This window comes from Dickeya oryzae (assembly GCF_009372235.1).
Taxonomy (GTDB): Bacteria; Pseudomonadota; Gammaproteobacteria; order Enterobacterales; family Enterobacteriaceae; genus Dickeya; species Dickeya oryzae.
On sequence record NZ_ML762921.1, the window covers coordinates 526,244 to 537,858 of the forward strand.

Below are 11,615 nucleotides of genomic sequence, written 5' to 3' on the forward strand. Positions count from 1 at the left end.
TCAATAACCTGAGGAGGCCAGCCGTGCGTCTGATTCTGATTTTCCTGATGGGATGCCTGTTATCAACCACGTCGCGGGCCGCCCAGTTGCCTGACGAAACGCAACTGAAACAGGATCTCCAGCAGGCTGAAACTAATAAGAATACTCCGGCGCAAGCCGACATCGTCAAAGAGCTGCAATCGGCGTTACGGTTGCTGGATGAGCGCCGGGAGACCCGCCAACGGGCCGACCAGTACCAGCGTGCGATTGATGACTTCCCCAAACTGACCCGCGAACTGCGCCAGCAGTCTGACGCGGAAGACGCTAAACCAGCGGCCCCCCCCAAAACCACATCGGTTAACGACCTGGAACAACAAATTGTCCAGATCAGTAGTCAGTTGCTGGAGCAAACCCGCCAGTTACAACAAGAGCAGGACCACCAGCGTGAAATCAGCGACTCGCTGGCCCAGTTGCCACAGCAGCAGACCGAAGCTAACCGTGCACTGAGCGACGTCGAACGACGCGTACAGGCGCTGGGTACTCCCACGACACCTCTCGGCCAGACGCAACTGGCCGCGTTACAGGCTGAAGCCGCGTTGCGTAAAAGTCGTCTGGAAGAGCTGGAACTGGCGCAGCTTTCTGCCAGTAACCGTCAGGAGCTCTCGCGTCTGCAAGCTGAGGTTTATAAAAAGCGGCGTGACCGGCTGGATAATCAGCTCCAATTATTGCGCAGCACGCTGAATACGTTGCGCCAACGTGAAGCGGAGCAGGCATTAGAAAGAACGGAGCAACTGGCAGAGCAGGAAGGCCAGTTACCTACCGCCGTCGCCAGCCTGCTGCAAGCCAACCGTGAGCTTTCCATGGCGTTGAACCAGCAGGCGCAGCGCATGGATCAAATAGCAGCACACCAACGCCAGACCGCCACCCAAACGCTACAGGTGCGTCAGGCACTGAGTACACTGCGCGAACAGGCGCAATGGCTCGGTTCCTCACCCGCGCTGGGAGAAACGTTGCGCGCTCAGGTCGCCAGGCTGCCGGAAATGCCCAAACCCCAGCAACTGGATGGCGACATGGCACAACTGCGCGCCCAGCGCCTGCATTATGGAGACCAGCTCAATAAGTTGTCGGCAAGCGGCGAACCGACCCGACAGGATAACGGTACCCCGCTGACTGCCGCTCAGCAAAAGATCGTCAACGATCAGCAACGCACCCAGCGCGATCTGCTCACGTCTCTGATTTCCGGTTGCGACACGCTAATTCTGGAACTGACCAAGTTGAAGGTCGCCAGTAACCAACTGGAAGACGCCCTGATTGAGATCCGTGACGCAGCACACCGCTACCTGTTCTGGGTGGCGGATGTCGACCCGATTGGTTTTGCCTACCCGCTGAACCTGTTACGCGATCTGTCTCGCCTGTTATCGCTCGACACCCTCACCCAACTCAGTGGTGCCATGCTGATGATGGTCACCAGTCAGGGAACCCTGTTGCCACTGCTGGGCGCGTTACTGCTGGTCGGGCTTAGCATCAGCTCACGCCGCCATTACCACGCCTTTCTGGACCGTGCCAGTAGCCGGGTCGGCAAGGTGACGCTCGATTACTTCATGCTGACGCTACGTACTGTATTCTGGTCGGTGATGGTGGCGATGCCGCTGCCGGTACTGTGGGCGGCACTCGGCTACGGGTTACAAAACGCCTGGCCTTACCCGGTCGCCGTCGCCATCGGCGACAGTGTGACCGCCACCGTGCCGCTGATGTGGGTGGTGATGATCGGTGCCGCGTTTTCCCGCCGTCAGGGATTGTTCATCGTGCATTTCGGCTGGTCGCCGAAGCAGGTGGCGCGCGCCATGCGCTACTACCGTCTTTCTATCGCCTTTATTGTACCGCTGGTGATGGCATTGATTACCTTCGATAACCTCAACGATCGGGAGTTTTCCAGTACGCTGGGGCGGCTGTGCTTTATCCTGCTGTGCATGGCGCTCAGTCTGGTGACTACCAGCCTGAAACGCGCCGGGATCCCGTTGTATCTGGATAAAGAAGGATCCGGTGAAAACCCGGTAAACCGTGCGATGTGGAATTTGATGATCTGCATTCCGCTGATTGCCGCACTGACATCCTGCCTGGGCTATCTCACCACATCGCAGGCGTTGCTGGCACGGCTGGAAACCTCCGTCGCCATCTGGTTCTTCCTGCTGGTGATTTATCACATCATCCGCCGTTGGATGCTGATTCAACGCCGTCGCATCGCGTTTGACCGCGCCAGACAACGCCGGGCGGACATGCTGGCGCAACGCGCCAGGGGTGAAGACGAAAATACGACGCTGTCGTCGCACGAAGCCAGCGGGGATGTCGTGGAAGAACCGGTGGTGGATCTGGATGCCATCAGCGCCCGCTCACTGAAACTGGTGCGGTCTATCCTGACATTGGTCGCGCTGGTATCGGTCATCGCGCTGTGGTCGGAAATCCATTCCGCTTTTGCGTTTATGGAAAATATCAGCCTGTGGGACGTCACCAGCACGGTGAAAGGTGTAGAGAGTGTACAACCGATTACGCTAGGCTCGGTACTGATAGCGCTGCTGGTGTTTATTATTACCGCCCAGTTGATGCGAAATCTGCCCGCGTTGCTGGAGCTGGCGGTATTGCAGCATATTGAACTGTCGCCCGGTACCGGCTACGCCATTATTACCATTAGCAAGTACCTGATGATGCTGGTTGGCGGGCTGACGGGATTCTCACTGATCGGTATCGAGTGGTCGAAATTGCAGTGGCTGGTGGCCGCACTCGGTGTAGGGCTGGGGTTTGGCTTACAAGAGATCTTCGCCAACTTTATTTCCGGGTTGATCATTTTGTTCGAAAAGCCGATCCGTATTGGCGATACCGTGACCATTCGCGATCTGACCGGCAGTGTGATGCGCATTAATACGCGCGCCACCACGATTTCCGACTGGGATCGCAAAGAGATCATCGTGCCCAACAAAGCCTTTATCACCGAACAGTTCATCAACTGGTCGCTGTCTGACTCGGTCACCCGTGTGGTACTGACCATTCCCGCCCCCGCCGATGCCAGTACGCAGGAAGTGACCACGCTACTGCTGGATGCGGTGAAACGCTGTTCGCTGGTGCTGGATAATCCCCCACCGGAAGTGTTTTTGGTCGACCTGCGTCAGGGCATCCAAATTTTTGAACTGCGTATTTTCGCTGCCGAAATGGGTCACCGTATGCCGTTGCGCCACGAACTGCACCAGCTGATTCTGGAAAGCTACCGCGAGCACAATCTGGTGATGCCGTTCCCACCGTTCCAGGTGCAGATGGACTCAGTACAAATCGCCGGGCGCAACGCCTCGACCGCCACCCGTACTACGGGGGGGTTGTAATGGCGCTTACGTGGTCATTTCGCTGAATGCTGTTATTGCGCTGAATAAAGGAAACCACGGTAAGCAATAGCTTCCGTGGTTTCTGTCAAACTCGATTCTTAAGAAGAGAAAACGGTATCAGGCGCGATCCACCGTAAATGCCATCACCTCGCCGATAGACTCGGCGTTCAGCGCCAGCATCACCAGGCGATCGACGCCCAGCGCCACACCGGAACACGGCGGGATACCCGCGGCCAAGGCCGCCAGCAGGTTTTCGTCAATCGGTTGTACCGGCAAACCACGCGCGGCGCGCTTGCGGTTGTCCTGCTCGAAGCGTTGACGCTGCTCTTTACTGTCCGTTAGCTCGCAAAAACCGTTGGCCAGCTCGATACCTTTGTAATACACCTCAAACCGCTCCGCCACGCGGTGATCCTCGGTGCTGATTTCCGCCAGCGCAGCCTGCGTGGCCGGGAAATGGTAGACGAATGCCGGTTTATCACGGCCAATCTGCGGCTCTACGCCAAATGCGAACAGCAACTGCAACAGGGTATCGCGATCTTCTTCCCGGTTCGCCACATCACCGACACCGATTTTCTCCGCCGCTTCACGCAGCTGTGCTTTATCGGCCGACAACGGGTCTACTTCGAGATGACGCTGGAACGCCTGCTGGTAAGACAGCATTTCGGCGCTGTCGCATTCCAGCACCTGTTGCAGCAGGTCATCCATTTCATTCATCAGGCGATACATATCGTAGTGGGGACGATACCACTCCAGCATGGTGAATTCAGGATTGTGATAGCGGCCGGACTCTTCGTTGCGAAAGCTGCGACACAATTGATAAATCGGTCCACTTCCCGCCGCCAGCAAGCGCTTCATGTGGAATTCCGGGCTGGTCATCAGATACAACGCCATACCATCAGCCGCACCGGGGCCGACAAAGTGGGTCTGGAACGGGAACAGATGTATGTCCGTCACCGTCGCCTGGCTCATGGCCGGCGTCTCCACTTCCAGCACGCCCCGGTCTGAGAAGAAACGCCGGATTTCTTTCATTATCGACGCCCGCTTCAACAGATTAGCGACAGGGGCACTGGGTTGCCAACTGGCCGTTTCGCTCATGATTTCCACTCCACACTCAAACTGGAGATGCAGTCTACCCGTATCCCCCCAACCAGACAAATTTATCCAGCGGAAGGCTTTCTTCAATTTGATTTGTCGAGATTATTAAAGAAATAAAAGTGATATTTATGAATAAATCACATTTCCCGTCACGTTTTCTGGAATATGTCCGTGCGGATATTAAAAAACAGCAAAATACTGGATCACATCAAATTTCAGACACCTTCAAATCGCTATAATCCTTCCCATACAAAAAAAGAGTGATTGAATCTCTCTTTATAGGTAGATCAGATATTTTTTCACTCGATTTACTGTCTTGAAATTAAAACGGAAAATAAGTGACGACGTTAGATTGCATATTATTTTCTTAATTTAATTTATTTAACTTAAGTAACTGGAGGCATGCAGTGCAAACCTTTAATGCCGATTTGGCCATTATCGGGGCCGGGGGAGCAGGTTTACGGGCCGCGATTGCTGCGGCGCAAGCAAATCCCCAACTCAAGATTGCGCTGATTTCCAAAGTCTACCCAATGCGTAGCCACACGGTGGCAGCAGAAGGTGGTTCGGCGGCGGTCACACAGGATCATGATAGCTTCGACTTCCATTTCCACGACACCGTGGCAGGGGGAGACTGGTTATGTGAACAGGACGTGGTGGACCACTTCGTGCAGAATTGCCCGCGCGAAATGACCCAGCTTGAACAGTGGGGTTGCCCGTGGAGCCGTAAACCGGATGGTTCGGTTAACGTACGTCGTTTCGGTGGGATGAAGATCGAACGGACCTGGTTTGCTGCGGATAAAACCGGTTTCCACATGCTGCACACCTTGTTCCAGACCTCTCTGAAATACCCACAGATTCAGCGTTTCGACGAGCATTTCGTGCTAGACATCCTGGTGGATGACGGACATGCCCGTGGGGTCGTTGCCATCAACATGATGGAAGGGTCGCTGATTCAGATTCGTGCCAACGCCATCGTGATGGCAACAGGCGGTGCGGGTCGCGTCTATCGCTACAACACCAACGGCGGCATCGTCACCGGTGATGGTATGGGCATGGCGTTCCGTCACGGCGTACCGCTGCGTGACATGGAATTCGTTCAGTACCACCCTACTGGCCTGCCGGGTTCCGGTATTCTGATGACTGAAGGCTGCCGTGGCGAAGGCGGTATCATGGTCAACAAAGACGGCTACCGCTATCTGCAAGACTACGGCCTCGGGCCGGAAACGCCGCTGGGCGAGCCGAAAAACAAATACATGGAACTGGGGCCGCGCGATAAAGTATCGCAAGCATTCTGGCACGAATGGCGCGCCGGACGCACCGTATCGACCCCGCTGGGCGATGTGGTCTACCTCGACCTGCGTCATCTGGGCGAGAAGAAACTGAAAGAGCGTCTGCCGTTTATTTGCGAACTGGCAAAAGCCTACGTCGGTGTCGACCCGGTCAAAGAGCCGATTCCAATTCGTCCGACTGCGCACTACACCATGGGCGGTATCGAAACCGACCAGCAGTGTGAAACCCGCATTCAGGGCTTGTTCGCCGTTGGCGAGTGTTCATCCGTTGGTCTGCACGGTGCCAACCGCCTTGGCTCCAACTCACTGGCAGAACTGGTGGTGTTCGGCCGCGTAGCCGGTGAAAAAGCCGTAGAACGTTCGCAGTCAGCAGCCCCGGCCAACGCCAGCGCACTGGATGCTCAGGCGAAAGACGTGGAACAGCGCCTGCACGCGTTGCTCAAGCAGGAAGGTACCGAAAGCTGGTCTAAAATCCGCGACGAAATGGGTATGTCGATGGAAGAAGGCTGCGGTATTTACCGTACCACCGAGCTGATGCAGAAAACCGTCGACAAGATGGCCGAGCTGAAAGAACGCTTCAAACGCGTGAAAATCACCGACCGTTCCAGCGTGTTCAACACCGATCTGCTCTACACCATCGAACTGGGTCACAGCCTGGACGTCGCCGAGTGTATGGCGCATTCCGCCATCAACCGTAAAGAATCACGTGGTGCACACCAGCGTCTGGATGAAGGCTGCACCGAGCGTGATGACGTCAATTTCCTGAAGCACACGCTGGCGTTCTACAACCCGGAAGGCGCACCACGTCTGGAATACAGCGATGTGAAAATCACCAAGCTGCCGCCGGCAAAACGCGTTTACGGTGCCGAAGCAGAAGCTCAGGAGAAAAACAAGAAGGAGCAAGCGAATGGCTGATATGAAAACCCTGAAAATGGAAGTCATGCGCTATAACCCAGAGCAGGATAACGCTCCGCACTTCGATACCTACGACGTGCCGTATACCCGCGAAACCTCGCTGCTGGATGCGCTCGGCTACATCAAGGACAACCTGGCACCGGACCTGTCTTACCGCTGGTCCTGCCGTATGGCGATTTGCGGCTCTTGCGGCATGATGGTCAACAACGTGCCGAAGCTGGCCTGTAAAACCTTCCTGCGTGACTATGCCAGCAGCGGCATGAAGGTTGAAGCGCTGGGCAACTTCCCGATTGAACGCGATCTGGTGGTGGATATGACCCACTTCATCGAAAGTCTGGAAGCTATCAAGCCTTATATCATCGGCAACAACCGCACACCGGATCAGGGCCCGAACACACAGACACCGGCACAGATGGCGAAATACCATCAGTTCTCCGGTTGCATCAACTGTGGGCTGTGCTACGCCGCCTGCCCGCAGTTCGGCCTGAATCCGGAGTTCATCGGTCCTGCCGCGATTACGCTGGCACACCGTTACAATCTGGACAATCGCGACCACGGTAAGAAAGAGCGTATGCCGCAACTGAACAGCGACAACGGCGTCTGGTCCTGTACCTTCGTTGGTTACTGCTCTGAAGTGTGTCCGAAGCACGTCGATCCGGCGGCTGCTATCCAGCAAAGCAAAGTGGAAAGCGCTAAAGACTTCATGATCGCCATGCTGAGACCACAATAAGGGAGGCAACAAATGATCACCAAACGTAAAGCGTATGTCCGTGGCATGACGCCCACCTGGTGGCAGAAGCTCGGTTTCTACCGTTTCTATATGCTGCGCGAAGGTACTGCGGTGCCTGCGGTCTGGTTCAGCATCGTCCTGCTACATGGCGTGTTTTCGCTCAAAGCCGGTCCGGAAGGCTGGAGCCAGTTTATCGGCTTCCTGCAAAACCCGCTGGTGCTGCTACTCAACATTGTCGCCCTGCTGGCGGCGGTATTGCACACCAAGACCTGGTTTGATCTGGCGCCGAAGGCCTCCATCATCATCGTGAAAGATGAAAAAATGGGGCCGGAGCCGGTCGTTAAAGGACTGTGGGCGGCCACTGTGGTCATCACGCTGGCGGTGCTGGCCATCGCCTTGCTGTTCTGAACAGGAGGAATCTCGTGAGTAATCAACAACCCAAACGTTCCGACGAACCACCGTTCTGGGGCCTGTTCGGCGCAGGCGGCATGTGGAGCGCAATGTTCGCGCCGGTTATCATCCTGCTTATCGGGATTTTGTTGCCGCTTGGCCTGTTCCCACAGGCGCTGACCTACGATCGTATCGCCGCATTCAGCCATAGCCTGATTGGCCGTGCATTTCTGCTGCTGATGATTGTACTGCCGCTGTGGTGCGGTCTGCACCGTATCCATCACGCCATGCATGACCTGAAGATTCATGTTCCGGCCGGTAATTGGGTGTTCTACGGTCTGGCAGCCATCCTCTCCGTCGTCACCATCATTGGTGTCGCAACGCTGTAACAGCGCCTCATGGTTATACGTCACGGCCCGCATTACGCGGGCCTTTTTTATTGCATCTTTGCATTCCGCTTCCTACCTTTAACCCCGAGATAAACCAACACAGGAAGCCGCAAATGAAAAGTTGGCGCGTATTGCTGACCTCATTGATCACCTTATTCACGACAGCCTGCAGCACCACACCACCGCAGGGTGTTCAGGTCGTGGATAATTTCGAACCTGCCCGTTATATGGGAACCTGGTATGAAATCGCCCGGTTGGACAACCGTTTCGAGCGTGGTCTGGAGCAGGTTACCGCGACCTACAGCCCACGAGACGATGGCGGTATCACCGTGATTAACCGTGGTTTCGACCCGGTGAAACGCGTCTGGCGCGAAAGTATCGGCAAGGGGTACTTCACCGGCTCGCCACAACGCGCTGCGCTGAAAGTGTCTTTCTTCGGGCCATTTTATGGCGGCTACAATGTGATAGCGCTGGACAGCGACTACCGTTATGCACTGGTTTGCGGGCCAAACCGCGAGTATTTGTGGATTCTCTCCCGTACCCCTGAGATTTCGCCGCTTGTAAAGCAAGCACTGCTGGCGAGCGCGCAGCGTAATGGCTTTCAGACGGATAAATTAATTTGGGTAAACACAAAAAGCCGGTACGGGGAAATAAACAGCGGGAACCAACAGAAAGAGAAAATAAATAAAACATCGTTTTGATATTATAATTTCACATCATGATAACGCCTCTCATCGGCGTATTTTCAGCCGGTTGTTATACCGGCTGTTTTATCGAATAACGTGACGGTCGATCAGCCCATAATTTTGTCGCGGAACATAAAGAATACCGCGCCTAACAGGCACAGTCCGGCCCAAATATAGTCGGTACGGAAGGGTTCTTTGAGAATCACTATCGAGAAAGGAATAAACACCGACAGACTGATCACTTCCTGCAAGATTTTCAGTTGCCCAGCGGAGGCGACCTGATAGCCAATACGGTTCGCAGGCACCTGCAACAAATATTCAAACAGTGCAATCCCCCAACTGACCAGCGCGGCCACCATCCAGGTGCGTCCACTGAAATAGCGAAGGTGCCCGTACCAGGCAAAAGTCATAAACACATTGCTGAGGGTCAGCATGAATACTGTGATAATAAGTGGGGACATAGCTCTGCTCTCTCCTTAACCAAGACGCGGCATTATTACGTTAGCCGGGATAAAATACCATCAGGGAACATTCTGGTTGTGTGAAAGAGTTTTTCAGACGGGAATCAGAGGTGTGGTAACGCGTAAACCGCCCGATGGACAGTTTACGCGCCAGGAAGGCTTACTTCACGCGGGAAACGTATTCGCCAGAACGAGTGTCAACCTTGATAACTTCGCCGATCTGTACGAACAACGGTACTTTCACCACAGCACCGGTAGACAGCGTTGCCGGTTTGCCACCTGTACCTGCGGTATCCCCTTTCAGGCCCGGATCGGTATCGGTGATTTCAGCTTCGATAAAGTTCGGCGGCTGAACGGCGATCGGACGACCATCCCACAGGGTAACGATACATTCAGCGTTGTCCTGCAACCACTTGGCAGAATCACCCACGGTTTTCGCTTCAACCTGATGCTGTTCAAAGGTTTCAGGGTGCATGAAATGGAAGAACTCCCCGTCGTTATACAGGTAGTTCATGTTGGTATCCATTACGTCAGCGCCTTCTGCCGAGTCAGTAGACTTGAAGGTTTTCTCAACGCGGGAGCCCGTCAACAGACGACGCATTTTGACACGAGCAAAAGCCTGGCCTTTACCCGGCTTCACAAACTCACTGGATTCGATAGCATACGGCTCGCCCTCGAACATGATTTTAAGACCGGAACGGAAATCGTTGCTAAAATAAGTCGCCATAATGGCCCTCTACATTGATACTGGTACTTAGCCAAAAAAATGGCACACATTGTAACCCTAAATATACCCTCCCGAGAAGATTGGTTGCAGCAACTCGCCGACGTTATTACCGATCCCGATGAATTGCTGAGACTTCTGGCTCTGGATAAGCATCCGCAACTGGCCGCCGGACGCGAAGCTCGCACGCTATTTCCGTTGCGGGTACCCCGCGCCTTTGCCGCTCGCATGCGACCCGGCGACGACCACGACCCACTGTTGCTACAGGTACTGACCGCCCAGGACGAGTTTATTGTCGCACCGGGCTTTAGCCAGGACCCACTGGACGAACAGCAGAGTGTCGTTCCGGGGTTACTGCATAAATACCACAACCGTGCCCTGCTACTGGTGAAAGGTGGATGCGCGGTCAACTGTCGATACTGTTTCCGCCGCCATTTCCCTTATCAGGATAATCAGGGCAACAAAGCTAACTGGCGTCAGGCGCTGGATTATATCCGCCAACACCCGCAGTTGGACGAAATCATCTTCTCCGGCGGCGACCCGTTGATGGCCAAGGATCACGAGCTGGACTGGCTGCTAACCGAACTGGAACAGATTCCGCATCTCAAGCGCTTACGCATCCATACCCGCCTGCCGGTGGTGATCCCCGCACGAATCACGGCGGAGCTTTGCCAGCGGTTGGCGCAATCCCCGCTGCAGGTGGTGCTGGTCACCCACATCAACCACGCCAATGAGATCGACGCAGAACTCACCGACAGCATGGCGCGTCTGCGTCGTGCCGGGGTGACATTGCTCAACCAAAGTGTCTTGCTACGTGGCATTAACGATCGTGTTGACACGCTGGTGGCACTCAGCAATGCCTTATTTGACGCCGGTATTCTGCCCTACTACCTGCATGTGCTGGATAAGGTTCAAGGTGCCGCGCACTTTCTGGTACCGGATGATGAAGCTCGTGCGTTGGTTCGGGGGCTGATGACGCAGGTTTCGGGCTATTTGGTGCCGAACCTGACGCGGGAAATCGGCGGTGAGGCCAGCAAAACACTGCTGGATATTGGTATGCGCCAGGAAAATCAGAGCTGAAACGCTGTCAGCGCCACAGGTATTTGCCCATGGCGCTGACGGTCTTGAATATCAAGGGCACTTATAAACCTGGCCTTGCATTTTACTGTCCAGCGGCGCGAAGCTGGACAGGAACGTCTGACTCGGCGTGCTCACGCCATAAATCACGTTACCGCCCATGGCCGCCGCCTTATTGCGCAGATCGTTCGCCGCACCACGCATGGAGCTGCCTTCATTACCACTGCCCGACAACCAGTTAGACTGTGTGCCAGTAACGCTACCCAATAACTGGCATTGCGCTGCAGGTTTGGTGTCAGTAAAACGCACCGCCTGACCGGCAGCACTGAGATCGTTATTCGTACTGCACCCTGCCAACAGCGTGATGGCAGCCAATCCCATCAGTATTCGAGTCCGCATGCTTCTCTCCGTGATGATCGATACACTGGCCGAAGCCGGGCTAACCCGACCCGACAACCGAAAACTTATGCCGAAACAATCCCATGTTACCACTATCAGCATGGCAGTCA

11 protein-coding genes are annotated in these 11,615 nt (G+C 55.0%); 7 read left to right on the top strand and 4 right to left on the bottom strand.

Annotation, left to right across the window (positions count from 1 at the left end):
- The first annotated feature begins 23 nt into the window (after positions 1-23).
- Positions 24-3,350 (top strand): miniconductance mechanosensitive channel MscM, encoded by a 3,327-nt coding sequence (mscM, locus tag FAZ14_RS07235; protein WP_153508292.1) that lies wholly within the window; start codon positions 24-26, stop codon positions 3,348-3,350.
- Positions 3,351-3,467: 117 nt separating this feature from the next.
- On the opposite strand, the gene epmA is transcribed toward mscM, so the two are convergent.
- The gene (gene epmA / locus FAZ14_RS07240; RefSeq protein ID WP_029456275.1) at positions 3,468-4,445 is read right to left on the bottom strand and encodes an elongation factor P--(R)-beta-lysine ligase; all 978 of its coding nucleotides are present in this window, start codon (positions 4,443-4,445) and stop codon (positions 3,468-3,470) included.
- Between the two features lie 407 nt (positions 4,446-4,852).
- Here epmA and frdA point away from each other — a divergent pair, with 407 nt between their 5' ends.
- The 5 genes from frdA to blc all read left to right on the top strand — a co-directional run bounded on the left by frdA (position 4,853) and on the right by blc (position 8,859).
- Entirely contained in the window at positions 4,853-6,649 is a 1,797-nt protein-coding gene (frdA, locus tag FAZ14_RS07245) for a fumarate reductase (quinol) flavoprotein subunit (protein ID WP_016940762.1), read from the top strand.
- Positions 6,642-7,379: a succinate dehydrogenase/fumarate reductase iron-sulfur subunit gene (locus FAZ14_RS07250; RefSeq protein ID WP_012886306.1), complete on the top strand. Its 738-nt coding sequence runs from the start codon at positions 6,642-6,644 to the stop codon at positions 7,377-7,379. Before frdA ends, FAZ14_RS07250 begins: the two co-directional genes overlap by 8 nt.
- Positions 7,380-7,391: 12 nt before the next feature.
- Positions 7,392-7,787 (top strand): fumarate reductase subunit FrdC, encoded by a 396-nt coding sequence (gene frdC, locus FAZ14_RS07255; RefSeq protein WP_016940763.1) that lies wholly within the window; start codon positions 7,392-7,394, stop codon positions 7,785-7,787.
- Positions 7,788-7,801: 14 nt separating this feature from the next.
- Positions 7,802-8,158 carry a fumarate reductase subunit FrdD gene (gene frdD, locus FAZ14_RS07260; protein WP_016940764.1) on the top strand — a complete coding sequence of 119 codons (357 nt, stop codon included), beginning with the start codon at positions 7,802-7,804 and terminating at the stop codon, positions 8,156-8,158.
- A 113-nt stretch (positions 8,159-8,271) separates the two neighbouring features.
- On the top strand, positions 8,272-8,859 hold the full coding sequence (gene blc / locus FAZ14_RS07265) for an outer membrane lipoprotein Blc (RefSeq protein WP_016940765.1): 588 nt from the start codon (positions 8,272-8,274) through the stop codon (positions 8,857-8,859).
- Between the two features lie 92 nt (positions 8,860-8,951).
- Here blc and FAZ14_RS07270 read toward each other — a convergent pair whose 3' ends face one another.
- Together FAZ14_RS07270 and efp are read right to left on the bottom strand one after the other, a co-directional pair.
- The gene (locus FAZ14_RS07270; protein WP_012886310.1) at positions 8,952-9,305 is read right to left on the bottom strand and encodes a DMT family protein; all 354 of its coding nucleotides are present in this window, start codon (positions 9,303-9,305) and stop codon (positions 8,952-8,954) included.
- Between the two features lie 160 nt (positions 9,306-9,465).
- On the bottom strand, positions 9,466-10,032 hold the full coding sequence (gene efp, locus FAZ14_RS07275; protein WP_016940766.1) for an elongation factor P: 567 nt from the start codon (positions 10,030-10,032) through the stop codon (positions 9,466-9,468).
- 39 nt (positions 10,033-10,071) lie between these two features.
- On the opposite strand from efp, the gene epmB reads away from it, so the two are divergent.
- The gene (gene epmB, locus FAZ14_RS07280; RefSeq protein ID WP_016940767.1) at positions 10,072-11,109 is read left to right on the top strand and encodes an EF-P beta-lysylation protein EpmB; all 1,038 of its coding nucleotides are present in this window, start codon (positions 10,072-10,074) and stop codon (positions 11,107-11,109) included.
- 51 nt (positions 11,110-11,160) lie between these two features.
- Here the strand turns inward: epmB and FAZ14_RS07285 are convergent, their stop codons facing one another.
- The gene (locus tag FAZ14_RS07285; protein WP_012886313.1) at positions 11,161-11,505 is read right to left on the bottom strand and encodes a DUF4156 domain-containing protein; all 345 of its coding nucleotides are present in this window, start codon (positions 11,503-11,505) and stop codon (positions 11,161-11,163) included.
- Positions 11,506-11,615: the final 110 nt, after the last annotated feature.

Coding starts and splice junctions, on each gene's coding strand:
- epmA (WP_029456275.1), bottom strand. CDS start 4,445: ATGAGCGAAACGGCCAGTTGGCAACCCAGTGCCCCTGTCGCTAATCTG.
- FAZ14_RS07270 (WP_012886310.1), bottom strand. CDS start 9,305: ATGTCCCCACTTATTATCACAGTATTCATGCTGACCCTCAGCAATGTG.
- FAZ14_RS07250 (WP_012886306.1), top strand. CDS start 6,642: ATGGCTGATATGAAAACCCTGAAAATGGAAGTCATGCGCTATAACCCA.
- efp (WP_016940766.1), bottom strand. CDS start 10,032: ATGGCGACTTATTTTAGCAACGATTTCCGTTCCGGTCTTAAAATCATG.
- frdC (WP_016940763.1), top strand. CDS start 7,392: ATGATCACCAAACGTAAAGCGTATGTCCGTGGCATGACGCCCACCTGG.
- blc (WP_016940765.1), top strand. CDS start 8,272: ATGAAAAGTTGGCGCGTATTGCTGACCTCATTGATCACCTTATTCACG.
- epmB (WP_016940767.1), top strand. CDS start 10,072: ATGGCACACATTGTAACCCTAAATATACCCTCCCGAGAAGATTGGTTG.
- FAZ14_RS07285 (WP_012886313.1), bottom strand. CDS start 11,505: ATGCGGACTCGAATACTGATGGGATTGGCTGCCATCACGCTGTTGGCA.